This is a genomic window from Micromonospora globosa (assembly GCF_000717585.1).
Taxonomy (GTDB): domain Bacteria; phylum Actinomycetota; class Actinomycetes; order Mycobacteriales; family Micromonosporaceae; genus Micromonospora; species Micromonospora aurantiaca.
Genome location: NZ_JNZR01000027.1, coordinates 164,025 through 186,703, shown reverse-complemented (window position 1 = coordinate 186,703; position 22,679 = coordinate 164,025). Strand labels below are relative to the sequence as shown.

At 72.6% G+C, this 22,679-nt stretch carries 27 protein-coding genes; 7 read left to right on the top strand and 20 right to left on the bottom strand.

The features are described from left to right. Positions 1-112 precede the first annotated feature (112 nt). The 6 genes from IF06_RS0123480 to IF06_RS0123455 all read right to left on the bottom strand — a co-directional run bounded on the left by IF06_RS0123480 (position 113) and on the right by IF06_RS0123455 (position 4,855). Entirely contained in the window at positions 113-331 is a 219-nt protein-coding gene (locus IF06_RS0123480) for a hypothetical protein (RefSeq protein WP_030273586.1), read from the bottom strand. 74 nt (positions 332-405) lie between these two features. Then, entirely contained in the window at positions 406-1,116 is a 711-nt protein-coding gene (locus IF06_RS0123475; RefSeq protein WP_013283598.1) for a demethylmenaquinone methyltransferase, read from the bottom strand. A 99-nt stretch (positions 1,117-1,215) separates the two neighbouring features. Next, the gene (locus tag IF06_RS0123470) at positions 1,216-2,472 is read right to left on the bottom strand and encodes a hypothetical protein (protein WP_013473552.1); all 1,257 of its coding nucleotides are present in this window, start codon (positions 2,470-2,472) and stop codon (positions 1,216-1,218) included. 433 nt (positions 2,473-2,905) lie between these two features. After that, on the bottom strand, positions 2,906-4,096 hold the full coding sequence (gene mqnC, locus IF06_RS0123465; RefSeq protein ID WP_013283595.1) for a cyclic dehypoxanthinyl futalosine synthase: 1,191 nt from the start codon (positions 4,094-4,096) through the stop codon (positions 2,906-2,908). A gap of 73 nt (positions 4,097-4,169) precedes the next feature. After that, on the bottom strand, positions 4,170-4,580 hold the full coding sequence (locus IF06_RS0123460; protein WP_030273584.1) for a type II toxin-antitoxin system VapC family toxin: 411 nt from the start codon (positions 4,578-4,580) through the stop codon (positions 4,170-4,172). Next, the gene (locus tag IF06_RS0123455; protein ID WP_013283593.1) at positions 4,577-4,855 is read right to left on the bottom strand and encodes a type II toxin-antitoxin system Phd/YefM family antitoxin; all 279 of its coding nucleotides are present in this window, start codon (positions 4,853-4,855) and stop codon (positions 4,577-4,579) included. Before IF06_RS0123455 ends, IF06_RS0123460 begins: the two co-directional genes overlap by 4 nt. Positions 4,856-4,959: 104 nt before the next feature. On the opposite strand from IF06_RS0123455, the gene IF06_RS0123450 reads away from it, so the two are divergent. Beyond that, positions 4,960-5,610: a hypothetical protein gene (locus tag IF06_RS0123450; RefSeq protein ID WP_232236752.1), complete on the top strand. Its 651-nt coding sequence runs from the start codon at positions 4,960-4,962 to the stop codon at positions 5,608-5,610. A 12-nt stretch (positions 5,611-5,622) separates the two neighbouring features. Here IF06_RS0123450 and paaE read toward each other — a convergent pair whose 3' ends face one another. The 5 genes from paaE to paaA are packed head-to-tail and all read right to left on the bottom strand — an operon-like array spanning position 5,623 to position 9,391. After that, entirely contained in the window at positions 5,623-6,735 is a 1,113-nt protein-coding gene (paaE, locus tag IF06_RS0123445) for a 1,2-phenylacetyl-CoA epoxidase subunit PaaE (protein WP_030273580.1), read from the bottom strand. Next, complete coding sequence (gene paaD, locus IF06_RS0123440; RefSeq protein WP_013283590.1) at positions 6,732-7,208, bottom strand: 1,2-phenylacetyl-CoA epoxidase subunit PaaD; 477 nt, start codon at positions 7,206-7,208, stop codon at positions 6,732-6,734. The genes paaE and paaD overlap by 4 nt, the downstream gene beginning before the upstream one ends. A 55-nt stretch (positions 7,209-7,263) precedes the next feature. Then, on the bottom strand, positions 7,264-7,986 hold the full coding sequence (paaC, locus tag IF06_RS0123435; RefSeq protein WP_013283589.1) for a 1,2-phenylacetyl-CoA epoxidase subunit PaaC: 723 nt from the start codon (positions 7,984-7,986) through the stop codon (positions 7,264-7,266). After that, positions 7,983-8,270 (bottom strand): 1,2-phenylacetyl-CoA epoxidase subunit PaaB, encoded by a 288-nt coding sequence (gene paaB, locus IF06_RS0123430; RefSeq protein WP_013283588.1) that lies wholly within the window; start codon positions 8,268-8,270, stop codon positions 7,983-7,985. Before paaB ends, paaC begins: the two co-directional genes overlap by 4 nt. A gap of 53 nt (positions 8,271-8,323) precedes the next feature. Next, the gene (paaA, locus tag IF06_RS0123425) at positions 8,324-9,391 is read right to left on the bottom strand and encodes a 1,2-phenylacetyl-CoA epoxidase subunit PaaA (protein ID WP_030273576.1); all 1,068 of its coding nucleotides are present in this window, start codon (positions 9,389-9,391) and stop codon (positions 8,324-8,326) included. Positions 9,392-9,750: 359 nt separating this feature from the next. On the opposite strand from paaA, the gene IF06_RS0123420 reads away from it, so the two are divergent. Together IF06_RS0123420 and IF06_RS0123415 are read left to right on the top strand one after the other, a co-directional pair. Beyond that, positions 9,751-10,731, top strand: coding sequence for a hypothetical protein (locus IF06_RS0123420; RefSeq protein ID WP_030273574.1), 981 nt, complete (start codon positions 9,751-9,753; stop codon positions 10,729-10,731). Beyond that, positions 10,731-11,666: a hypothetical protein gene (locus IF06_RS0123415; protein WP_013283585.1), complete on the top strand. Its 936-nt coding sequence runs from the start codon at positions 10,731-10,733 to the stop codon at positions 11,664-11,666. Before IF06_RS0123420 ends, IF06_RS0123415 begins: the two co-directional genes overlap by 1 nt. Positions 11,667-11,733: 67 nt before the next feature. Here IF06_RS0123415 and IF06_RS0123410 read toward each other — a convergent pair whose 3' ends face one another. From IF06_RS0123410 to IF06_RS0123390, 5 genes are all read right to left on the bottom strand, one after another. Beyond that, positions 11,734-12,585 (bottom strand): menaquinone biosynthetic enzyme MqnA/MqnD family protein, encoded by an 852-nt coding sequence (locus IF06_RS0123410; RefSeq protein WP_013283584.1) that lies wholly within the window; start codon positions 12,583-12,585, stop codon positions 11,734-11,736. A 136-nt stretch (positions 12,586-12,721) separates the two neighbouring features. Next, entirely contained in the window at positions 12,722-13,978 is a 1,257-nt protein-coding gene (locus IF06_RS0123405; protein ID WP_030273572.1) for an MFS transporter, read from the bottom strand. Positions 13,979-14,019: 41 nt separating this feature from the next. Continuing rightward, a complete protein-coding gene (locus IF06_RS0123400) occupies positions 14,020-14,601 on the bottom strand; it encodes an ArsR/SmtB family transcription factor (RefSeq protein WP_013283582.1) in 582 nt (193 codons plus the stop codon). Between the two features lie 55 nt (positions 14,602-14,656). Next, the gene (locus IF06_RS0123395) at positions 14,657-14,977 is read right to left on the bottom strand and encodes a helix-turn-helix domain-containing protein (RefSeq protein ID WP_030273570.1); all 321 of its coding nucleotides are present in this window, start codon (positions 14,975-14,977) and stop codon (positions 14,657-14,659) included. Beyond that, positions 14,974-15,345 (bottom strand): type II toxin-antitoxin system RelE/ParE family toxin, encoded by a 372-nt coding sequence (locus tag IF06_RS0123390; protein ID WP_013473543.1) that lies wholly within the window; start codon positions 15,343-15,345, stop codon positions 14,974-14,976. Before IF06_RS0123390 ends, IF06_RS0123395 begins: the two co-directional genes overlap by 4 nt. Positions 15,346-15,567: 222 nt before the next feature. Between IF06_RS0123390 and IF06_RS0123385 the strand changes: the two genes are divergently transcribed. Next, positions 15,568-17,613, top strand: coding sequence for a HelD family protein (locus IF06_RS0123385; RefSeq protein WP_030273568.1), 2,046 nt, complete (start codon positions 15,568-15,570; stop codon positions 17,611-17,613). Positions 17,614-17,694: 81 nt separating this feature from the next. Here the strand turns inward: IF06_RS0123385 and IF06_RS0123380 are convergent, their stop codons facing one another. Genes IF06_RS0123380 through IF06_RS0123365 form a run of 4 tightly spaced genes read right to left on the bottom strand, consistent with a single transcriptional unit; the run spans position 17,695 to position 19,918 of the window. Beyond that, complete coding sequence (locus IF06_RS0123380) at positions 17,695-18,294, bottom strand: hypothetical protein (protein WP_013283580.1); 600 nt, start codon at positions 18,292-18,294, stop codon at positions 17,695-17,697. Positions 18,295-18,298: 4 nt separating this feature from the next. Continuing rightward, positions 18,299-18,652 carry a YbaB/EbfC family nucleoid-associated protein gene (locus IF06_RS0123375; RefSeq protein ID WP_013283579.1) on the bottom strand — a complete coding sequence of 118 codons (354 nt, stop codon included), beginning with the start codon at positions 18,650-18,652 and terminating at the stop codon, positions 18,299-18,301. 9 nt (positions 18,653-18,661) lie between these two features. Continuing rightward, positions 18,662-19,588 carry a WXG100 family type VII secretion target gene (locus IF06_RS0123370; protein WP_013283578.1) on the bottom strand — a complete coding sequence of 309 codons (927 nt, stop codon included), beginning with the start codon at positions 19,586-19,588 and terminating at the stop codon, positions 18,662-18,664. Positions 19,589-19,597: 9 nt separating this feature from the next. After that, the gene (locus tag IF06_RS0123365) at positions 19,598-19,918 is read right to left on the bottom strand and encodes a type VII secretion target (protein ID WP_013283577.1); all 321 of its coding nucleotides are present in this window, start codon (positions 19,916-19,918) and stop codon (positions 19,598-19,600) included. Between the two features lie 149 nt (positions 19,919-20,067). On the opposite strand from IF06_RS0123365, the gene IF06_RS0123360 reads away from it, so the two are divergent. From IF06_RS0123360 to IF06_RS0123350, 3 genes are all read left to right on the top strand, one after another. Next, complete coding sequence (locus IF06_RS0123360; RefSeq protein ID WP_013283576.1) at positions 20,068-20,955, top strand: ABC transporter ATP-binding protein; 888 nt, start codon at positions 20,068-20,070, stop codon at positions 20,953-20,955. A 9-nt stretch (positions 20,956-20,964) separates the two neighbouring features. Then, positions 20,965-21,702 carry an ABC transporter permease gene (locus IF06_RS0123355; protein ID WP_013283575.1) on the top strand — a complete coding sequence of 246 codons (738 nt, stop codon included), beginning with the start codon at positions 20,965-20,967 and terminating at the stop codon, positions 21,700-21,702. 93 nt (positions 21,703-21,795) lie between these two features. Then, positions 21,796-22,554, top strand: a complete 759-nt coding sequence (locus IF06_RS0123350) for a VOC family protein (RefSeq protein WP_030273565.1) — start codon at positions 21,796-21,798, stop codon at positions 22,552-22,554. Positions 22,555-22,679 lie beyond the last annotated feature (125 nt).

The following is a 22,679-nucleotide window of genomic DNA, read 5'->3' as shown; positions in this document are numbered from 1 at the left end:
GTGAAATGCTTCACAAGCCGATCCGGTTGGAGTCTATGACCGGCGTTACACCAGTACGCGCTGAGGGGGGCCTAACTTCGCGGAAACGCGCCGGTAAGAGCGTCGAGACCGGTCAGGGGCGCGCCTGCGCGGCCGGTCCGAGCCCGGCGTCGAGGCGGATGGCCTCGGGCAGGTGGTCGCGCAACGCGCCACCGGCGGCCCGGTCCAGCGCGGCCAGCACCTCGGCGACGACCTGCCGGACATCGGCGGGATCCGCGCCGGCCAGCTCGCGGAGCTGCGCGATCAGCTCGGCGGCGTCGTCGTCGGTGGCGGCCTGGTCTGGTCCCGTCATGGGGGCGAGCCTACGGGACAAAGTAGACCAAAATCGGATATTCACGAAATGACCAGCGTTCGCTGGCCGGGCGGTCAGTTTCGGACTGCCCGGTGCAGCGCCACGACGCCGCCGGTCAGGTTGCGCCACGCCACCCGGCCCCAGCCGGCCGCGCCGATCCGCGCGGCCAGCGCCGCCTGGTCCGGCCAGGCCCGGATCGACTCCGCCAGGTAGACGTAGGCGTCCGGGTTGCTCGACACCGCGCGGGCCACCGCCGGCAACGAACGCATCAGGTACGACAGGTAGACGGTGCGGAACGCCGGGTTCACCGGAGTGCTGAACTCGCAGACCACGAGCCGCCCGCCCGGCCGGGTCACCCGGGCCAGCTCGGCCAGCGCCGCGTCGGTGTCGTTGACGTTGCGCAGCGCGAAGGAGATGGTCACCGCGTCGAAGCTGGCGTCGGCGAACGGCAGCCGAAGCGCATCCCCGGCCAGCAGCGGCACCGACGGACGGGTGCGCTTGCCGGCGTGCAGCATGCCCAGCGACAGGTCCGCACCCACCGCGTACGCCCCGGAGTGGGCCAGTTCCTCGGTCGACACACCGGTGCCGGCACCCACGTCCAGCACCCGCTCGCCCGGCCGCAGCCCGAGCGCCGCCCGGGTGGCCCGCCGCCACGACCGGTCCTGGCCGAACGACAGGACGGTGTTCGTCAGGTCGTAGCGGGCCGCGACACCGTCGAACATCGCGGCGACCTCGTGCGGCTGCTTGTCCAGGCTGGCGCGCTGGCCCTGCGGGGTACGGCTCACCCCTCCACTCTGCCAGCCGCGTCGCCCCCGCCTCCCTCCGGGTACGCGACAGGGCGGGGTGGTCACCCACCCCGCCCTGGTCGCGTATCGGTTCCCCGGTCAGTCGCCGGTGCGCTCCTCGCCCGGAGCGACAAGGACCACCTTGCGGCGGCGGGACAGCATCATCAGCGCCGCGCCGGCCGCGAGCACGGCCGCGCCGACGCCGCCGATCAGGCCGACCTGCATACCGGTCACCGGCAGGCCACCGTCGCCGCTACCGCCACCCGCGCCACCACCGGCGGTCGGGGTCGGCACCGCCGTCGCGTCGCCGGTCGGCGTCGGCTGGGCGGTCGGCGTCGAGGTCGGCTGGGTGGTCGGCGTCGGGCTCGGGGTCGACGGGCTCTGGTCGACGAAGACGTCGAACACCGCGCTGTTGTCACCGTCGTCGGTCTCGGCGAACGCGCGCCGCTGCGCCGAGCTGGCGACCCGCGGCTCCTCCTCGGGCGCACCCGAGGCGGCGTCCAGGCCCTCGGCCCAGAGGATGCCGGGCCGGAGCAGCTTCTCGGTCACGTCCGCGCCGACAGTCACCCGGACGTCGGCGGTGTAGTACTGGCCGGGCTTGAGCACCGCGCCCAGATCCTCGCAGTACGCGTTGAGGAAACCACCCAGGTTCTGCTCGACGCAGCCGTCGGGCAGCTTCGCGAAAGTGACACCGGCCGGCAGCGCGATCCCGTACTTGATGCCGGTGGCGCGCTTGCTGCCGTCGTTGAACACGGCCCAGTCCAGCGGCGCGGTCCCGCCCGGCCGGACCGGGCGCAGGCCGGACTCGTCGGCGTCGTCGCCGTCCACGCGCACGTCGGCGTACACGTCCTGGACCCAGGTCGTGAGGTCGTAGCCCGGCTCGGTGACGGTGATGTCGTGGTCGATGGTGTCCAGCACTCCGGCGCCGTTCGCCGCGCTGATCGAGACCGTGAGCGTGCCGGCCGCGCCCTTGCCGCCGGTGGAGAACAGCGGGAGACCGAAGTCCTCAGTGGTGCCGGCGGGCAGGTCACCGAGCAGGCAGGAGAAGGTGGTGCCACGGATGTCGCAGCCGGCCGGGACCAGCACGCCGACCTTGGCGGTCTTGAGGCCCTTCGTCTCGACGGTGACCCGGACGTCCTTCGCGTCGACGGTCCCCAGGGTGTTGTTCACCTGGAACTTGAACGGCTTGGCCTTCGCCTCGCTGACGCCCTTGGCGAGCTGGTAGCTGAGCGGGATGAGCTGGAGGTCGGCCTTGTCGGCGGCCTGTGCCGGGCCGGCGGCGGCGCCGAGACCGGCGGTGGAGAGCAGGGCCACGACGCCGGCGCGGGCCAGCGTGGACCGGTAGCGGAAGGTCATTGTTCCCCCGGGGGTAGGGACACGTGATCACGTACCGAACGAACGGACGGTACCGGAGCGACGCCTCGTCACGCCACCGCGCGGCGGCGGGAATTCCCATCGATCCCGGCAGACAGCAGGGGCGGGATGGTCACCCATCCCGCCCCTGCCGCGGTGCGTTATGTGAACGGCCCTCATGGGCCGATGGAGGACGACGGTCCGACGGACGCCGCCAGCGTAATGGCGTCGTCGGCTCACCGGGCCGTGCTCACCCGGGTCGCCGCCGACCTGTTACCTGCCTGCTCGCGGCCCGGATCGGTGGTGTCGCGCGGGCAGGCTAGCCGCCGGTGATCACGCAGGTGAAGACCCCTGGCCGAAGCTTCACCGGAAACGGGCGGAGCTCCGGCCGCACGACGGACACCGACCGGCCGAACGGCGGAACGGCGGAACCGGGTCAGTTGACCTCGACCAGCGGCAGCGACTTCCCGGCACCGCCGCCGGGCAGGGCGATCGACGAGAAGTGCGAGACGACGCGGTCGTCGCTCGGGTCGTCGGCGGGCGTGTGGTGCACCGCGAGCCGGTTGTAGAGCGTGTCCCGCTGGGCCGGGATCCGGTCGGCCGACCGGATCATGCCGATCAGCTCGTGCAGGTTGGACCGGTGCCGGGCGCCGGCCGAGGAGATGACGTTCTCCTCCAGCATGATCGAGCCGAGGTCGTCCACGCCCATGTGCAACGCGAGCTGCCCGACGTCCTTGCCGGTGGTCAGCCAGGACGCCTGGAGGTGCGGCACCGTCTCGAAGAACAGGCGGGCCACCGCGACCAGGCGCAGATATTCCAGCGTGGTCGCCTGGGTGCGGCCCTTCAGGTGGTTGTTCTCCGGCTGGTACGTCCACGGGATGAAGGCCCGGAAACCACCGGTACGGTCCTGCACGTCGCGGATCATCCGCAGGTGCTCGATGCGCTCGGCGTTCGTCTCGCCGGTGCCCATCATCATGGTGGCCGTCGACTCCAGGCCCTGCCGGTGCGCCAGCTCCATGACCTCCAGCCAGCGCGCGCCGGACTCCTTCAGCGGCGCGATCGCCTTACGCGGCCGGTCCGGCAGCATCTCGGCGCCGGCGCCGGCGATCGAGTCCAGGCCGGCGGTCTTGATCCGGGCGATGGCCTCGTCCAGGCTCACGCCGGAGACCTTCGCCATGTGCAGGATCTCGCTCGGGCCGATCGAGTGGATGGCGAGCTGCGGGTACGCCTTCTTGACGGAGGAGAACAGCTCCTCGTAGTACTCGACGCCGTAGTCCGGGTGGTGCCCGCCCTGGAGCATGACCTGGGTGGCGCCCAGCTCGACCGCCTCGCCGCAACGGCGCAGGATCTCCTCGGTCGGGTGGGTCCACCCCTCCTTGTGCTTGGGGGCCCGGTAGAACGCGCAGAACTTGCACGCCGTCACGCAGACGTTCGTGTAGTTGATGTTGCGGTCGATCAGGTACGTGACGATGTTGTCCGGGTAGCGGCGCCGCCGTACCGCGTCGGCCGCCTCGCCCAGCGCGTGGAAGGGCGCGTCGGTGTAGAGCAGCAGCGCCTCCTCGGGCGTGATCCGCCCGCCGTCCGCGCCGCGTTGCAGGATGTCGTCGATCTCCCGGTTCGCCGTCACATCCCCGAGCGTACGTCGCGGGCCCGACGGCGGGAAACGCCACTCCTCACCCGGTGACGAGAGACCCACCCGGTCAGGGCATGCCCGGACTGGCCACTGGCAGCCCGATCGCCTTGGCCGCCTCCAGCAGCCGCTTGTCGTACGTGACGAACGCGACGAACTCGGCCGCCGCCTGCCGGGCCAGGATCTCGGCGGTGGCGAGGTGAACGGCGTCCAGGCTGCGCAGCATCGGCTCCGGATACGCGCCCGCTGTCGCCCGGACCGTGGCGTCGATCTCGACCCGGTAGAGACGTCCCAGCACCGAGGGCACACCCACCAGCGCCTGTGGAGCGGCGCGACGCAACGCCCGTGGCACCTCCACCTCGACCAGGGCCGACGACACCAAGGCGGTGCCGGCGCGCTCGTTCAGCCAGCCGAGCAGATCCGCCGTCTCCGCCTCCCGCCGCAGCATCTTGATGACCGCCGCCGAGTCGAGGTAGATCACCAGCGCTCCTCGTCGCGCGCCTCGACCAGCGCGGCCGCCGCGTCCACCGTGGGATCCCCGAGCACCGGCGGCATCGGGACCGGGCCGGTCGTGGTCGGGGCCGTGGCCCGGCCCTCGGCCACCAACCGGCCGAGAAGCGCGTCACCGGCCAGCACCGGGACGAGGCGGGCGATCGGCTCACCCCGATCGGTCACCTCGACCGTCTCACCGGCGCGCACCCGCGCCAGCACCCGGCTGGTGTGCTGATTCAGCTCCCGGACGGCGATCTGCTCCATGAGGCAAGTGTAGGACGTAACGTTCTACACGTCACGGACGGCGGTCGACTCGAAACGCCACTGCGGGAGGCGGAGCGCTGGCGCCGCCCGCCTACGCTCTCGGCGTGTCAGTCGTATCGCCGCCGCCCGCCCCCGTACGCGTGGCCGGCGCCCGCTCCGCCCTCTGGTCCCTCACCATGACCGCCGTGCTCGTCGGCTTCGGCCTCGCCGTGATCGCGGTCAGCGCGGTGGTCGCCCACCTCACCGTGGGACTGCCGATCGCGGTGCCGATCTCCGTCGCCCTGGTCGGGTGCCTCGCCTTCGCGGTCGGCCTGCGCCTGCTGCACCGGGGCTGGTGGCTGACCCTGCTGTCGGTGCTGCCTGCGCTGTTCGTGCTGGTGGGCACCGTGCAGCTCGCCCCGGAGTCGGTGCTTCGGGAGCGTGGCGTCGCCCAGCAGGTGACCATCACCGACGTGCAGACCGTCGGCAAGCGGCACGAGTTCGTCCTCCAGGGCGACACCGGCCGGCTCGACGAGCCGCTGGTCTACCGGGGCAGTTCCCCCGGCTACCGGGTCGGCCAGCGACTGACAGTGCTCGTCGACCCGCGGGGCGAGGTGGAACTGGCCGACGCGCAGGACGTGGACCCGGCCGGTAAGCGGGGCATGCTCGTGCTCGGCGCGGCGGGATGGACCCTGCTCGCGCTGGTCGGCGGGTGGCGCGGGCACGTCAGCCGGGCCCGTGGCCGCGCCGCCACGGCACCGCCCGTGGTGTTCTGACCGGCGGCGCCGCTAGGCGTCGTAGTCGACAGTGAGTTCGTCGGTGACCGGGCTGGACTGGCAGGTCAGCACGTAACCGGCTGCCACCTCGTCGGGCTCCAGCGCGTAGTTGCGCGCCATCGTCACCTCACCGGACGTCACCTTGGCCCGGCAGGTCGAGCACACCCCGCCCTTGCAGGCGTACGGCAACTCGCCGCGCACCCGCAGGGCCGCGTCGAGCACCCGCTCGTCCCGGCCCATAGTGAAACTGGACGAGCGCCCGTCCAGCAGGATCGTCACCTCGGTGCCGGCCCCGGGCCGGTCGGTCTCGCGCCGCACCGGCTCGGGCGGGGCGTCGACGTGGAACAGCTCGGTGTGCACCGCCGCGTCCGGCACGCCGCGACCCGCGAGCACCGCCTTGGCGTCCACCACCATGCCGTACGGGCCGCAGAGGAACCACTCCTCGATCTCGTCACCGGGTACGACGGTGTCGAGCAGCCGGGTCAGCCGGTCGGCGTCGATCCGCCCGGACAGCAGCGCCGACTCGCCCATCTCCCGGGACAGCACGTGCACCAGGTGCAGCCGGGTCGGGTAGCGGTCCTTCAGGTCGGCCAGTTCCTCGGCGAACATCACCGAGTTCGCCGTGCGGTTGCCGTACACGAGCGTGAACGTGCTGCGCGGCTCGGTCGCCAGCGCGGTCGCGGCCAGCCCGAGGACCGGGGTGATGCCGGAACCGGCGACCACCGCGCCGTACCGGCGGGCCCGGTCCGGGGTGAACGCGGAGGTGAAGTGGCCCAGCGGCGGCAGCACCTCGACGGTGTCGCCGCCGCGCAGCGCGCCGCAGGCGTACGCGGAGAACGCCCCACCCGGAACCTCACGCACCCCGACCCGCAACCGGCCGTGCCGAGCCAGCTCGTCGGGGGTGGAGCAGATCGAGTACGACCGCCGCACCTCCTCGCCGTCGCCGTCGGCCGGGCGGCGGACGGTGAGGTGCTGCCCGGCGGAGAACGCGAAGGTCTCGCGCAGCTCCTCCGGTACCGCGAACGTGATCGACACCGAGTCGTCGGTGAGCCGGTCCACGGCGGCGACGGGCAGCGGATGGAAGACCGGCCGGCGGCGCACCGGCCGGGTGATGGTGACAGTCACAGCGCCTTCAGGTGGTCGAAGGGTTCGGAACAGGAGCGGCAGCGCCACAGCGCCTTGCACGCGGTGGAGCCGAAGCGGCTGATCTGGGTGGTCTCCGGCGACCCGCAGCGCGGACAGCGTACGGCGAGGGTCAGCGGCACCACCGTGTCGTCGCCGCGCGGCGCGGGCGGGGCGATGCCGGCGGCGGCGAGCTTGGCCCGGCCGGCCTCGGAGATCCAGTCGGTGCTCCACGCCGGGTGGTAGACGGTGCGGACCTCGGCGTCCGGATGCCCGGCGGCGGCCAGCGCCCGGCGGATGTCCTCCCGGATCACGTCCATGGCCGGGCAGCCGGTGTAGGTGGGGGTGATGGTGACGACGACCCGGCCGGTGTCCGGTTCCTCGTCGACCGCGCGCAGGATGCCCAGCTCGTCGATGGTGATGACGCGGATCTCCGGGTCCACCACCGCCGCCGCGGCCGCCCTGGCGTCGGTCACCAGCGCCACCCTCCGTTCGCGACTGCGGGGCTCCGCTCCGCTGCACTCCTCGCGCTCACCAGCTCGCTCCGGGGTGGGCGCGGTGCAGCACCTGCATCTCGGCGAGCAGGTAGGAGAGGTGCTCGGTGTGCAGGCCGTCCCGGCCGCCACCGGGCGCCCAGCCCGTCTCCGGCCGGATCAGCGTGGCCTCGTCCAGCACGGCGGACACGGTGGCGTCGAAGTCGGCCCGAAGGGTGGACGGGTCGACCGGCGCCGCCGGGTCCGGGGCGAACAGCTCGTGGACGTACGGCCACACCTGGTCGACCGCGTCCTGCATGCGCCGGTGCGACTCCTCGGTGCCGTCGCCGAGCCGCTTCACCCACAGCGAGGCGTGGTCCAGGTGGTACGCCGACTCCTTGCGCGCCTTCGCCCCGACCGCGGCCAGCCGCTCGTCAGCGCAGCCGGCCAGCGCCGTGTAGAGCGGCGACTGGTACGCGGCCAGGAAGAACAGCTTCGCCATGGTCACACCGAAGTCGCCGTTCGGCAGCTCGACCAGCAGGCAGTTGCGGAACTCGCGGTCGTCGCGCAGGTAGGCCAGGTCGTCCTCGTCGCGGCCCGCGCCCTCCAGCTCGCCCGCGTACGTGAGCAGCAGCCGCGCCGCGCCGAGCTGGTCGAGGGCGATGTTGGCGAGGGCGATGTCCTCCTCCATCTCGGGCGCGCGGGAGGTCCACTCACCGAGGCGCTGCGCGGCGATGAGCGCGTCGTCGCCGACGGCCAGCGTGAAGTCGAACAGGCTCATAGGTGCGCAGCCCCTTCGGGGACCTCGTAGAACGTCGGGTGGCGGTAGACCTTGTCGGCGGCCGGGTCGAAGAACGCGTCCTTCTCGTCCGGGCTGGACGCGGTGATCGCGCTCGCCGGCACCACCCAGATGGAGACGCCCTCCTGGCGGCGGGTGTAGAGATCCCGGGCGTTGCGCAGGGCCAGCTCGGCGTCGGGGGCGTGCAGGCTGCCGACGTGCGTGTGCGACAGGCCACGGCGGGCCCGCACGAAGACCTCCCACAGGGGAGAGGACGCGCTGTTCATGCCGTGCTGGCTGGGCATGCACTCACGGCCCTCGCTTCGCTCGGTGCGTTCGCTCATGCCGCCACCGGTTCCTTTCGTTCCGCCCGCTTCGCGGCGTACGCCGCGGCGGCCTCCCGTACCCACGCGCCGTCGGCGTGCGCCTTGCGCCGGTGCGCCATGCGCTCCCGGTTGCACGGCCCGTTGCCCTTGATCACCCGCATCAGCTCGTCGTAGTCGGGCTGGGTGTAGTCGTACGCCTGCCGCTCGTCGTTCCAGCGCAGGTCCAGGTCAGGGAGGATGAGGCCGAGCACCTCCGCCTGGCCGACGCACATGTCGACGAAGCGCTGGCGCAGCTCGTCGTTGGAGAAACGCTTGATCTTCCAGGCCATGGACTGGGCGCTGTGCGTCGAGTCGCCGTCCGGCGGGCCGAACATGGCCAGTGACGGGTACCACCAGCGGTCCACCGCGTCCTGGGCCATCGCCTTCTGCGCCGGGGTGCCGTGCGCCAGCGTGTGCAGGATCTCGTAACCCTGCCGCTGGTGGAACGACTCCTCCTTGCAGACCCGGATCATCGCCCGGGCGTACGGGCCGTAGGAGCAGCGGCACAGCGGCACCTGGTTGACGATCGCCGCGCCGTCCACGAGCCAGCCGATCGCACCCACGTCGGCCCAGGTCAGGGTCGGGTAGTTGAAGATCGAGCTGTACTTCTGCCGGCCGTCGAGCAGCAGATCCACCAGCTCGTCGCGGCTGATCCCGAGCGTCTCGGCGGCCGCGTAGAGGTAGAGGCCGTGACCGGCCTCGTCCTGCACCTTGGCCAGCAGGATCGCCTTGCGCTTGAGCGAGGGCGCCCGGCTGATCCAGTTGCCCTCCGGCTGCATACCGATGATCTCGGAGTGGGCGTGCTGGGCGATCTGCCGGATCAGCGTCCTGCGGTACGCCTCGGGCATCCAGTCGCGGGGTTCGATCTTCTGGTCCGCGTTGATGACGTCGGCGAAGTACGCCTCGACGTCCTCGTCCGGGGCCGGACCACCGCGCCGGGCGCGCGCCGCCGCCTCGCGCAGCGCCGCCTCCGCCGCCTCCACCTCGCCGAGCAGGCCGCCGCCCGGAGCGTCCTCCGGCGGGGCGAAGTCGTTGCCATACATGCAGCCAGTGTTACAGCTCGCCACGAATGACACCAGAGGGTGTAACAGGTTTCGAGGGCCACCTCGCGTCACCGGACGTGCGCGTGCCGCCATCGGCCCTGCTAGCTGTGATGTCGATCACTGTGAATCGCAGAAATCCCCCAAGAGCGGCAAAGCAGCTCAATATCCCGCCCACCCGGCAAAGTCACGGGTGTCGAGACCTGGCATCCGCGCTGTCCGGAAGTAGACTTCCGACCGGCAAACCGTTCGGCTTCATGATCGTCACCGTTCAGGCCACCGTCCCCCGGCCTAGTGGCGACCGGGCCGAACCCATGCGGAAGCGCCGGTCCCCCCGGCCAGACATCTGGAGCTCACCACTCATGCGACCTCGCGTGACCTTGGTGCTCGCCATCGTGGCGGTCCTCATCGGCGGCGTCATGCTGGTGCCGGCCGCGTACGCGAAGCTCTCCGGCGGAGACGGCGCGGGCGGCCTCGGCGGCGGCGAGCAGGTCCCGGCGCCGGCACCGACCGCGCCGGCGCCCCCGACGCTCGCCGACGCCCCGGTGTCGGTGAACTTCAAGGGTGAGTTCTTCTCCTGGGCCCTGATGGACCGCGAGACCGGCACTGTCACCGGCGCGAAGAACATGAACCAGACCAGCTCCACCGAGTCGATGCTCAAGGCCTGGATCATCGCGGACTACCTTCGCCAGCTCGGCGACAAGCAGCCGAGCGCCGGGCTCAAGAAGGCGGCGATCCTGGCGATCCGGGACAGCGACGACGACGGCGCGAACGTGGTGTACCGGGCGGCGGGCGGTTCCTACAAGCCCCAGCCGGGCGGCCGGCCCGACCCGGTCATCGCGCGGGCGATCCAGATCTGTGGCCTGACCGACACCAGGCCCGGCAGCGTGCCCGACTACAAGGGCTGGTGGAGCTTCACCGAGATGTCCCCCCGGGACGCGGCCCGCCTCGGCGACTGCATCGCCGACGGCCGCGCCGCCGGCCCCAAGTGGACCAAGTGGCTGCTCAGCGAGATGACCAAGGTGGCCGGCAGCGTCAGCAAGCAGGGCGCGCGGTCCGGCGGCGGCCGGTGGGGCATCATCGACGGCCTGCCGGCGACGATCAAGTCGCAGGGCCCGGTGCACATGAAGAACGGCTGGACGCAGCTCGCCTACGACGGCAACTGGCACGTCAGCTGCCTGGCGTTCACCGACAAGTGGAGTCTCTCCGTGATGATGCGGTACCCGGGCAGCTCCGGTCTGCCGTACGGTGCGAAGATGTGCGCCGCCGTCGCCACCCAACTCGTGGCGCCGCAGCCCGGCGCCGCGCTCAAGGTGCCGCAACAGCCGGTCGGGAAGCTCTGATGGCCGGTGCCCGGCGTCGGCCCGGCAGCTACCGGCGCCCGCTCGCGTTCAGCGCCCTGGCTGCGGCCCTCGTCGGCCTGCTCGGCCTCTCCCTGCGTGTGATCCCCGGCTCCCCGCTGGAGGCCACCGCGAACTCGCATCCCGAGCCGACGAGCGAACGGTCCACGCAGCAGTCCGTCGACCGCAACGCGCCGCGTGTCGCCCCCTCACCGTCGATCGCCCCGCTGCCGTTCCAGGCGAAGAACCTGGACAGCCTCAAGATCAAGGGCTGGTACGCCTGGTCCGTGCTGGACAAGCGCACCGGGAAGATCATCGGCTCGGCGAACATGGGCGAGACGAGCACCACCGCGTCCCTGATCAAGTCCTGGGTGGTGGCCGACTACCTGCGCCTGAGCGCCGCGGAAGGCCGGACACCGAGCGACGCGAAGCTGGCCGACGCCACGAAGATCATCCGGGACAGCGACAACACCCGGGCGCAGGAGTTCTACGAGAACGTCGGCGGCTCGGACTCGATCGAGCGGCTGATCTCGATCTGCAGGCTGACCGACAGCGAGGTCGCCTCCGACGGCGGCTGGAGCCGCACCGAGCTGTCCCCTCGGGACACCGCGCGCCTCGGTCTCTGCATCGACGACGGCCGGGCGGCCGGGCCGAAGTGGACCAAGTGGCTGCTCAACGAGATGCGCCAGGTACGCGCTCCCGGCGACTTCGGCATCCGCAAGGCGTTCCCGGCGGCCCAGCAGAAGAAGATCGCCATCAAGAACGGGTGGATCGACCGGGACAAGGAAGAGGAGTACCACGTCAACTGCCTGGCCATCGGCGACACCTGGACGATGGGCGTGATGCTGCGCACCCCGTTCGGCGTCGAAGGCGGCTGGGAGTACGGCATGGACGCCTGCGAACGGATCACCAAGGCGCTGCTGCGCCCGGCGACCTGACCCAGGCACGCCCGGCCTGACTCCGCGCGGCCGGCCCTCGCGCGGCCCGCGCGGTCAGCCCTCGCGGTCAGCCCTGGAAGAACTCCGGGCCGCCGGCCGGCAGCGCCGGCACCTCCCCGTGCGCGGCCGCCCGGCGGGCGAACTCGCGCAGCCCGGCCACCTGCCGCTCGCCCAGCGAGAAGTCGAGCGCCCGGAAGTACGTGGCGAGCGTGGCCGCGTCGAACGTCTCCCAGCGGGCCGCCGCCTCCGCCACCTGGTCCAGCTCGGCCAGGCACAGGTCGCGCGAGCGCAGGAACGCCTCGTGCACCTCCTTGACCAGGCCCGGGTGGGCGGCGGCGAACTCGCGGCGTACCGCCCAGACGGCGAACACCATCGGCAGGCCGGTCCAGTCGTGCCACGCCTGCCCCAGGTCGGTCACCTCGAGGCCCTTGGCCGGCGCCTCGTAGAGCGCGCGCAGCGCCACGTCGCCGATGAGCACTCCGGCGTCGGCCTCCAGCAGCATCTGGGTGAGGTCCGGCGGGCAGCGGAAGTACTCCGGGCGCACGCCGTGCCGCTCGGCGAGCAGCAGCTGGGCCAGCAGCACCCCGGTACGCGAGGTGGAGCCGAGCGCCACCCGGGCGCCGTCCAGCTCGCCCAGCGGGCGGGTGGACACCACGTTCACCGAGAGCACCGGCCCGTCGCTGCCGACCGCCAGGTCGGGCAGGAGCAGCAGGTCGTCGGCGTGCTTGAGGAACTCCACCAGCGTGATCGGGCCGATGTCCAGGTCACCGGCGACCAGGTCGGCGCTCAGCCGGTCCGGCGAGTCCTTGTGCAGGTCGACGTCGATCAGCGCGCCGGACCGCATCAGCCCCCAGTAGATGGGCAGGCAGTTGAGGAACTGGATGTGCCCCACCCGGGGGCGGGCGATGCGGTCGGCCATGACCCGACCGTATCGCCGTGGCTTCCGCCGCGCCGCCGGGGGATCCGATCGAGTGGTGAACTCCGCACCCGGCGGGAAGGAAGGGCCCCTTGTTAACGCCTCCGGTAGAGGAAGGGCCCCTTCTTAACGCCAGCGGTCAGACGGACTTCGCCGCTACGGAGACGGCGGCAGGCGTGGCCGTACGGGCGGCGGCGCGCTCGGCGCGTACCGCGCGGCGAACCGGCCCGAGCAGCGCCACCACGACCAGCAGGCCGGCCACGCCGCAGCCGGCGATCAGGACGCGCGGGCCGGCCACCTCCAGCAGCAGCCCCCCGACCAGGTAGCCGCCCATCGCCGCCCCCTGCGCCGCCGCTCCGAAGACCGCGAACGCCCGGCCCCGGGACGCCTCGGGCACCCGCCGGGCCAGCAGCAACTGGTCGAAGACGTTGTTGCCACCGTTCGCCACGCCGCCCGCCAGCCAGATGGGCACGAGCAGCCAGGCCGAGGGCACCGCGGCCGAGACGAGCACCGCCAGGCAGCAGCCGCCGAGCAGCACCAGCCCGGCCCCGAGCAGCGCGCCGTCGTCGGCGAGCCGGCGGGCGACCCGGGCGAACAGCCACGCGCCGAGCACGATGCCGAGCGTCCAGGAGCCGGTGACCAGGCCGTACACGGTGGTGCTGCTGCCGAGCGTCTCCCGGATGAAGAAGACCTCGATCACGTTCACTGCGCCGACCGCGCCGATCACCGCGGCCACGCTGCCGACCATCACCGTCAGCAGCGGGTCGCGGCGCAGCCGCCACGCGGGCGCGACCGCCGCGGCGACCGCGGCCCGCGTCCGGCGCCCTCCCCTGCGGGTACGGATGAGCAGCCCGGCCGCCACCAGCGCGAGGTAGCTGAACGCGTCAACGAGCAGCGGCACCCGGGTGCCGAACTGCCCGACGAGCAGCCCGGCCAGCGCCGGACCGGCGAGCGCGCCGAGCGTCCCGGCGGTCTGGTTGAGCGCGCCCGCCCGGGGCAGGTCCTCGAACCGGACCATCACCGGCACCAGCGCGGCGATCGCCGGCTGGGTGACCGCGAGCCCGGTCGCGAGCAGCGCCACGAGTGCGATCACCAGCACCGGATCCCGCGCGTACGCGAGGGCCAGGCAGACCGCGGCCTGCACGAGACCGGCGGCGACGAGCAGCACCCGGCTGTCCACCCGGTCGGCGAGCCGGCCGGTCAGCGGCGCGAGCACCACGAGCGGCAGCGTCGCGGCGAGCAGCAGCCCGGAGACGGCGAGTCCGCCGGCGCCGGCGGACTGGAGGGCGAGCGTGAGCGTGGCGGCGGCGAGGAAGTCCCCGCAACTGGAGATGCCGCGCGCGGTGGCCGCGAGCCAGACGTCCGGCCAGCGCGACTCGTCAGTTGTGAAGGACATACTTCGAAAGTAATCCTTCACAACTGACGCGCGCAACCCCCTCAGTCGACGGGCATCGCCCGGTACTGCGTCGCCACCGGCCGGGCCCCGGCCGGTGGATCGGTCCGGGTCCGCCGCCGGTACGGCTCCATCAGCGCCTGGATCGCCTGGTTCAGCTCGGTCAGCTCCTCGGCGGTCATGAGCAGCATGCTGTCGCTGAACCAGGTCGCCGCGTACCACTCCGGCGACTCGTCCGGCGCGCGGCGCAACCAGTCCCGTACCCGCTGGGCGTCGCGGACCATGTGCGCCTCGACCAGGGCCGCCTCGGCGGCACGCGCCTCCGGGTCGGCGTCCGGCCCCACCTCGACGTGGTACGACGGATTCACCGCCTGCCAGAGCCGCTCCCGGGCGTCACCCCGCCCGGGCGCCTGCTGGACCAGCCCGAACTTCGCCAGCTCGCGCAGGTGATAGCTGGTGGCGCTCGGCGAGAGGCCGGCGATCTCGGCGCACTCGGTGGCCGTCGCACCGCCCTCCAGCGTGCCGAGATGTTCCATGATCGCCATGCGGGCCGGGTGAGCGAGTGCCCGCATCACCTGCGGATCACTGATCGTCACCCGGCTCCGGCCGGGAAGCGCCTCGGTCATGCCTCAATGATCCCGCGTCGGCGGACGCCGGGATCCAGCGGTGGAACCATCGGATTCAGGCGACCTTGAGCTGCTCGTCGCCGAAGTCGGCGATCAACTTGAGGGTGCCGCCGAGCGCACCGATGTAGCGCGCGAGCACCTCCTGGGTCGCGACGTTGCCCGCCTCGATCTGCGAGACCCGGGCGACCGAGACACCCATCCTCGACGCCACCTGCTCCTGCGTCATCTCCCGCCGCTTGCGCAGCTCGGCGAGCCGCCACCCACGCGCCTGATCGAGCATCTCCCCGACCTCGGCCTCGAACGCGCGCGGGCCGCCGGCAGTGTCGATCGCCCGGTCCAGGTGGGTGGTGTCACGCCAGCGCTTGACGCCGCTCATCGGTTCTCCTCCTGCCGTTCCTTCAGGTACGTGTCGTACAGCTGCTCCGCCTCCGGTATGGCTTCGCGGTACCACCGTGTCCACTGCCCGGACTTGTCGCCGGCGACCAGCAGCACCGCTGAGCGCCATGGATCGAAGACGAACAGGATCCTGATCTCGGTGCGCCCCGCCGACGGCGGTCGCAGCTCCTTGAGGTTGCTCAGACGCGAGGCGGTGATGCTGTCGACGAGAGGTCGCCCCTCGGCGGGCCCGTTGCGTTCCAGCACCAGGATGGCCTGGTTGACGAGGCGATGGGAGTCGCGGTCGAGGACGTAGAGCTGATCGAGGAACTCCTCCACCTGCCCTGTCATCAGGATCTCCCACTCCATCCCCCACCTCCGGACTTAATAATATTCTTAAGGTGGAGGCCGGGTCGAGCGAAACGCCAGCCATCCCGAAAATCGTTGGCGCGACCGGCCGGTGCTCCCGTAGCGTGGAGGACCGCCCGACGGCCGCGGTGAGCATGCACCGCAGCGGACGTCCCCGCGCCGGGAGCAGGCCAACCGCCCCGGACACGCGAGCGAGCCTCAGTTGAGCCATCGGAGTTCATCGTGCCCGCAACCGACCTTGACGCCACACCGAGCCTCGACGCCGAACTGGCCGCCGAGCGTGCCCACCTCGACGCCTCCCGCGCCGCGCTGACCCGGATGCGGGAACGCGCCGAGGCGCTCTTCTCCACCGGCGACAAGGTGGCCGGAGACTCGTACACAGCCGAGCAGCTCGGCCGGCACATGGCCCGGCGGGTCAAGGAGCTGGCCGACGACCCGACCACCCCGCTGTTCTTCGGCCGCCTGGACTTCGGCGGCGACGACCCGGACCACGCCGGGCGGGAGTACCACGTCGGGCGGCGGCACGTCACCGACGAGCTGGGCGAACCGCTGGTGCTGGACTGGCGGGCCCCGGTCTCCCGGTCCTTCTACCGGGCGAGCGCGCGCGACCCGCAGGGTGTCGCCGTACGCCGCCGGTTCGGGTTCAGCGCCGGGACGCTGACCAGCTTCGAGGACGAGCACCTGGACCGGGGCGAGGAACTCGGCACCGCCAGCCGCATCCTCACCGCCGAGATCGAGCGCCCCCGCGTCGGCCCGATGCGCGACATCGTCGCCACCATCCAGCCGGAGCAGGACGAGCTGGTCCGGGCTGACCTGGCCGACTCGATCTGCGTGCAGGGCGCACCGGGCACCGGGAAGACGGCGGTCGGGCTGCACCGCGCCGCGTACCTGCTCTATCTGCACCGGGAACGGCTGCGCCGCTCGGGCGTGCTGATCGTCGGGCCGAACCGGGCGTTCCTGTCGTACATCGCGGCGGTGCTGCCCGCGCTCGGTGAGGTCGAGGTCGAGCAGGCCACAGTGGAGGACCTGGTCGCGCGGGTGCCGGTCCGCGCGGTCGACGACCCGGCCGCCGCCGCGCTCAAGCACGACGTCCGGATGGCCGAGGTGCTGCGCCGGGCCGTCGAGGCCCACATCGGTACGCCGACCGAGCCGATCATGGTGTCGGACGGCTCGTACCGGTGGCGGATCGGGCTGGACCCGCTGCACCGGCTGGTCACCGAGACTCGCGGGGAAGGGCTGCCCTACGCCACCGGCCGGGAGCGGGTCCGGGCGCGGGTGGTGGGGCTGCTGCAACGCCAGGCGGAGGCGCGCCGGGCGGAGTCACCGAGCGACGCCTGGCTGCGCCGGATGAGCCGGATCAAGCCGGTCACCGACCTGCTCGACGCGGTCTGGCCGGCGCTCACCCCGGACGGGCTGGTGCACCGGCTGCGTACCGACGCCGAGGCGCTCGCCGCCGCCGCGGACGGCCTGCTCACGCCCGAGGAGCAGGAGCTGTTCCGCTCCGGCAAGATCAGCCGCACCGCGAAGGCGACCCGGTGGACCGCCGCCGACGCGGTGCTCATCGACGAGGTGGCCGGGCTGCTGGAACGGCCCGCCGGCTTCGGGCACGTGGTGGTCGACGAGGCGCAGGACCTCTCCCCGATGCAGTGCCGGGCCATCGCCCGGCGCAGCGAGCACGGCTCGATCACGCTGCTCGGCGACCTGGCCCAGGGCACCGCGCCGTGGGCGGCCACCGACTGGCGGGACTCCCTGGCCCACCTGGGCAAGCCGGACGCGGCAGTGGTGCCGCTGAGCGTGGGCTTCCGGGTGCCCGCCGCCGTGGTGGCGTTCGCGAACCGGCTGCTGCCGGCGCTCGCCGTCGACGTACCCCCGGCCCGGTCGCTGCGCAACGACGGCGCGCTCGATGTGCGTACCGCCGAGGACCTGACGGCCGCGACGGTGGCCGAGGTGCGGGCGGCGCTCGCGCACGACGGCTCGGTCGGTGTGATCGCGGCGGACGACGCGGTCGACCGGCTCCGCGCGGCGCTCGCCGACGCGGGCGTCGAGACCGCTACGGCCGACGACGTCGAGGCCGCGGCGCGCGTCACTGTGGTCCCGGCGACGCTGGTGAAGGGCCTGGAGTACGACCACGTGGTGGTCGTCGAGCCGGCCGCGATCGTGGCCGCCGAGCCGCGTGGGCTGCACCGCCTCTACGTGGTGCTGACCCGGGCGGTCTCCCGCCTGGCCGTGCTGCACCGCGAGCCGCTGCCCGCGCCGCTGACGGCCTGACGAGGAGGCCCGGCCGCGCGGACGTGGACGGCCGACCGCGGTCCTCGACGGCCCGCCGCGGGCCCGGCGGGGCGGGTCCGGTCAGGCGGACAGCGCGGCGGCGACCTCGCGCAGCGGACGGCCGGACTCGGCGATCGGCACGGTGAACGACAACCAGGAGCCGTCGGTGAAGTCGATCCGCAGCCGCTTCGGGTTGAGCCGGTGCCATCCCACCCGCGCGGAGGCGATCTCGCCGCGCGCGGCCGACCACGCCACGGCGGTCTCGGCCAGCGCGCGTTCCTCGGCCTCGCGCCCGGCGAGCAGTTTGACCCCGCCGGTGCGGCAGACCAGCAACCGCCGCTCGGTGACCGCGAGCAGCGTCTCCCGGACCTGGAGGTCGGGCCGGGGCGGGCGGAGCGCGCGATGTAGGCGGGAGGCGGCGGTGCCGGGGGCGCCGCGTCCGGCGATCCCCCAGCCGATCGCGTCGACCAGGCGGTCGCCGCGGTCCCAGGTGGCCAGTGGCAGCAGCACGTTGAGCAGCACCGAGCCGATCGTCCGCCGGCTCGGCTCGGCAGTGGACTCCGGCTCGGGCGGCGGCGCCGGAGCGAGCCCCTGGCCGACGTCGGCCTTGGCGTGGGCCAGGACACGCTCGCCCGGCTCGACGAGCAGGCCGATCCGGTCGCGGTATCTGGTCTCGTCCATCGGCTCAGTATCGGTCGTGGCCGTAGCCGTCGTCGGCGGGGCGCTCCGCACCCGGCGCGTTGCCCATCACCTCGCCGACGATCTCGCGTACGCGGGCGGCGGCGGCCTCCTGCGCCCGGTTCGCCGCCGAGGTGATCTCCTCGGCGAGCGTGTACGAGTCGAAGCGCATGGCCCGTGCGTTGATGTCGGTGGAGAGGATCTTGCCGTCGGCCGCGGCCACGACAGTGACCAGGCCGGAGTCGCTCACCCCCTCGGCGCTGCTCTGCTCCAGCTCGGCCATCCGCGCGCCGAGTTCGCGCTGCCACCCGTCCAGGTTGCGGGCCAGCGCCTCGATCCGGTCCAGGGCCGGGAACGTCATTGCTGCCTCTCAGTTCACGATCGAGTCGAACACGTTCTGCACGCCGTTGGTGTACGGGCCGAGATCCTCGCGGTACGTGCCGTCCACCAGGTAGTTGCGGTCCTTGCGCCCGTCGGAGACGTCGTGCAGGCCCATCCCGGTGTCGAGCAGGGCGCCGCCGATGCCCGGGATGTTCACCGGGGACGCCTGGTTGATGGCGAACTTGCCGGGGAAGAGGATCGCAGCGCGTTTGATCTTGAACGCGAACGCCTCCCTGGTGTAGCCGGACTTGTTCCACGCCCGGTACGCCTTCTTGGCCTGCCGCAGCTCCAGCACCACCCGGCGGTAGCGCATGAGAAGCTCGGCGACCTTCTCCAGCTTGGTGACCAGCTTGGTGAGGATCTCCGCGAACCGGGCCACGATCTTGACCATGCGGCCGACGGTGGTGGCCAGCCGGGCCAGCACGCGCACCACAGTGGCCGCCAGTGTCACACCGGCGCTCAACACGGCCGCCACGGCGGCGATGATGACCTCGGTCAGGAACCAGAGCAGGAACTCCAGAATCAGCTCGACCAGCAGGTTGAAGGCGTCCACAGCGGCGTTCGCCGCATCGACCAGCACCTCCTTGGTGCCGTCCAGGCCTTTCGCCAGCTCCTCGATCGCCTCCTCGACCGACTCCATCGAGGCGTGGAACTTGTCCGCCGCGTCGCCGTCCCAGGCGCCGCGCAGCCGGGCCCGGTCGGCGACCTGGTCCCCGGCGATCCGCCGGACCGCCTCCCCGGTGGTCAGCGCGAGCTGGGCCGCCCGCATCAGATCGTCCGGCTCACCGGCGACCAGTTCCAGGAGCTGCTCGAACGGCCACAGCACCGCGTTCGACAGCGGCTTGAACGGGTCGGGCGTGCCCGACACGATCTGCTCGAAGTAGGTCTTGTTGCGCTGCAGCGCCTCGGTGCTCATCCCGCCCCCTCAGACGCCCGGCTTGAACATGTCGGTGTTCGCCACGTCCGTGCCGGTGTAGGCCTCCGCGGTGTCGTCGAGCCCTTCGGCGATGTCGGCCATCACCTCGGCTCCGTCCGCCAGCCCTTCCAGGCACGCCTCGAACTGCTGCTCGTACGCGGCGGCGAGGCTGAACGACGCGGGCATGACGCCGAAGGAGTGCCGGGCCACGTGGCCGTCGCGGAAGGCCCGCTCCAGCTCGCGGAACCGGCCGGCCCGGTCCCGGGAGGCGGCGGCGAACGACCTCAGCGCCTCCGGCTGGACGTCGAGATTCCTGCTCGGACTGGTCACGGACCCTCCCCAGTGTCCGGTCGGAACTTCCACCGTCGTCGACGGCGCCACCAGACTAGGGGATGCGAGCACCCGGTCAGGGGACAGCGCGGCTGGCGGGCGCACGGTAGACAGGGGAGGCACAGCCCTTCCGCCCGAGGAGATCGCCGATGATCCTGGCCCAGGCCGAACAGGTCAGCCGCCGCTACGGCGACGTGCTGGCGCTGGACCGGGTCGACCTGACCGTCCGGGCCGGCGAGCTGGTCGGCCTGCTCGGGCCGAACGGCGCCGGCAAGAGCACGCTGATCAACCTGCTGGTCGGGCTGCGCCGCCCCACCGCCGGCCGGGTCGAGCTGTGCGGCGGCGACCCGCGCGACCCGGCGAGCCGGCGGCAGCTCGGGGTCACCCCGCAGGAGACCGGCCTGCCCGGCACGCTGCGGGTCGGCGAGGTGGTCGACTTCGTCTCCGCGCACTTCCCCGACCCGGTGCCGCGAGGCGAGCTGCTCGACCGGTTCGGCCTCGCCGACCAGGTCCGCCGGCAGACCGGCGGCCTCTCCGGCGGGCAGCGTCGCCGGCTCGCCGTGGCGCTGGCGTTCGTCGGCCGTCCCCGGCTGGTGGTGCTCGACGAGCCGACCACCGGCCTCGACGTGGAGGCACGGCACGCGCTCTGGGACGCGATCCGCGGCTTCCACGCCGACGGTGGCACCGTGCTGCTGAGCAGCCACTACCTGGAGGAGGTGGAGGCACTCGCGCAGCGGGTGGTGGTGATCGGCCACGGGCGGGTGCTCGCCGACGACTCGGTGGCGGCGATCCGCGGGATCGTCGGCGTACGCCGGGTCAGCCTGGTCGCCGACGACCTGCCGGCGCTGCCGGGCGTGGTCACCACCGAACGCGCCGACGGGCGGGTGCACCTGCTCACCACCGACGCCGACCAGCTCGTCCGCGACCTGGTCACCTCCGGGGTGCCGTTCCACGATCTGGAGGTCCGGCCCACCTCGCTGGAGGAGGCGTTCCTCGCCATCACGGCCGACGACCGGCCCGCGCCCACCCCTGCCTAGGAGACCGCCGTGCCGCTCGCCCTGATCCACGCCCGCTACCACCTGTTGGAGATCATCCGGGTGCCGGTGGCGGTGGTGGGCAGCGCGTTCTTCCCCGCCGCCTCGATGCTCTTCTTCGTGGTGCCGTTCGCCGGCGACGATCCGGTCGGCGCCACCTACGCCACCGCCGCCATGGTGACCTTCGCGGTGATGACCGCCAACATCTTCCAGTACGGCGTAGGCGTCTCCGAGGACCGCGACCAGCCCTGGAACCCGTACACCCGGACCCTGCCGACCGGACCGGCGCCGCGGCTGGCCGGGCGGATCCTGGCCGGGGTGGTCCTGACCTACGTCTCGATGATCCCGGTGGTGGTGATCGCGGCGGTCGCCACCGACGCCCGGGTCAGCGCGGTGCAGTTCCTGCTCGGCCTGGGCGCGGTCGCCGTGGTCTCGGTGCCGTTCACGCTGCTCGGCCTGGCGATCGGCTACTCGCTGCCGAGCAAGGCCGCGATCGTGGTGGCGCAGGTGATCTTCTTCCCGCTCGCGTTCGGCGGTGGCCTGCTCTCCGGGCCGGACGACGCGCCCGGCTTCATCAAGGCGATCGCGCCCTACCTGCCGACCCGGGGCGCCGTGGAACTGATCTGGGCGGCGGTCACCGACTTCCGGCCGGACACCCGGGCGCTGGTGATGCTCGTGGTCTGGGTGCTGGTGCTCGCCGCGCTCGCCGGCTGGGCGTACCGGCGGGACGAGGGACGCCGCTTCAGCTGACCTTTTGTCCGGTTCCGGCCCGGTGGCCGACCCGGCGGTGCCACGATGCCGACAGGGCGGGCGAGCGGGCCGCCCCCGGCGAGAGGGGTCACCGTGAACGGCGTCGAGCCCGGCACGCCCTGCTGGACGGACCTGGCCACGCCCGGTCTGGACGACGCCCGACGGTTCTACCCCGAGCTGTTCGGCTGGACCGGAGAGATCTCCCCCGAACCGGAGGCCGGCGGCTACACCGTCTTCCGCAAGGACGGCAAGGCGGTCGCCGGGGCCGGGCCACCCGGTACGCCGGACCAGGTGCCGGTCTGGTCCACGTACGTGGCGACCGACGACGCCGACCTGGTCGCGACCCGGGTGGAGGCGGCCGGCGGGCAGGTGGTCGTATCCCCGTTCGACGTCGCGCAGCAGGGCCGCATGGCGGTGCTCGCCGACCCGGCCGGCGCGGTGTTCAGCGTGTGGCAGCCGATGGCGATGCGCGGGGCCGAGCTGTACAACGCGCCGGGCGCGATGTGCTGGAACGAGCTGGTCACGCCCGACCCGGAGGGTGCGAAGGAGTTCTACGCGCTGGTCTTCGGCTGGCATCCGGAGGAGCGCCCGGCCGGACCGGTCGCGTACACCGGGTGGCGCTGCGGCGCCCGGATCGTCGCCGGGATGCTGCCCCGGGCCGAGCCGATGCCGGAGGACCTGCCCGCGTACTGGGCGGTGTACTTCGCGGTGGAGGACGCCGACGCCACCGCCGCCCGGGCCGCCGAGCTGGGCGGCACCATCCTCGTCCCGCCGCGCGACAACCCGGCCGGACGCAGCGCCGCCCTGCGCGACCCCGACGGCGCCCTGTTCTCCGTCTCCACCCTGCGCTGACCCACCCCCGCGCCCGCACCGCCCCCGGTCCCGCCCGCGCCCGCCCGGCACCGCTGTCGATCTTGCAGTTACGGCCCTCGCGATGCGGCATACACACCTTTTGCCGGGGCCTGAACTGCAAGATC

Bases quoted from the DNA above. Each gene is read 5' to 3' on its own strand.
- paaB (WP_013283588.1), bottom strand. From the start codon at position 8,270: ATGAACAGCGCGTCCTCTCCCCTGTGGGAGGTCTTCGTGCGGGCCCGC.
- IF06_RS0123410 (WP_013283584.1), bottom strand. From the start codon at position 12,585: ATGGCCGACCGCATCGCCCGCCCCCGGGTGGGGCACATCCAGTTCCTC.
- IF06_RS0123420 (WP_030273574.1), top strand. From the start codon at position 9,751: ATGCGACCTCGCGTGACCTTGGTGCTCGCCATCGTGGCGGTCCTCATC.
- IF06_RS0123405 (WP_030273572.1), bottom strand. From the start codon at position 13,978: ATGTCCTTCACAACTGACGAGTCGCGCTGGCCGGACGTCTGGCTCGCG.
- IF06_RS0123415 (WP_013283585.1), top strand. From the start codon at position 10,731: ATGGCCGGTGCCCGGCGTCGGCCCGGCAGCTACCGGCGCCCGCTCGCG.
- IF06_RS0123455 (WP_013283593.1), bottom strand. From the start codon at position 4,855: ATGGAGCAGATCGCCGTCCGGGAGCTGAATCAGCACACCAGCCGGGTG.
- paaC (WP_013283589.1), bottom strand. From the start codon at position 7,986: ATGAGCCTGTTCGACTTCACGCTGGCCGTCGGCGACGACGCGCTCATC.
- IF06_RS0123370 (WP_013283578.1), bottom strand. From the start codon at position 19,588: ATGAGCACCGAGGCGCTGCAGCGCAACAAGACCTACTTCGAGCAGATC.
- IF06_RS0123470 (WP_013473552.1), bottom strand. From the start codon at position 2,472: ATGACCTTCCGCTACCGGTCCACGCTGGCCCGCGCCGGCGTCGTGGCC.
- IF06_RS0123375 (WP_013283579.1), bottom strand. From the start codon at position 18,652: ATGACGTTCCCGGCCCTGGACCGGATCGAGGCGCTGGCCCGCAACCTG.
- IF06_RS0123400 (WP_013283582.1), bottom strand. From the start codon at position 14,601: ATGACCGAGGCGCTTCCCGGCCGGAGCCGGGTGACGATCAGTGATCCG.
- paaA (WP_030273576.1), bottom strand. From the start codon at position 9,391: ATGTATGGCAACGACTTCGCCCCGCCGGAGGACGCTCCGGGCGGCGGC.
- IF06_RS0123360 (WP_013283576.1), top strand. From the start codon at position 20,068: ATGATCCTGGCCCAGGCCGAACAGGTCAGCCGCCGCTACGGCGACGTG.
- IF06_RS0123380 (WP_013283580.1), bottom strand. From the start codon at position 18,294: ATGGACGAGACCAGATACCGCGACCGGATCGGCCTGCTCGTCGAGCCG.
- IF06_RS0123395 (WP_030273570.1), bottom strand. From the start codon at position 14,977: ATGAGCGGCGTCAAGCGCTGGCGTGACACCACCCACCTGGACCGGGCG.
- IF06_RS0123390 (WP_013473543.1), bottom strand. From the start codon at position 15,345: ATGGAGTGGGAGATCCTGATGACAGGGCAGGTGGAGGAGTTCCTCGAT.
- IF06_RS0123480 (WP_030273586.1), bottom strand. From the start codon at position 331: ATGACGGGACCAGACCAGGCCGCCACCGACGACGACGCCGCCGAGCTG.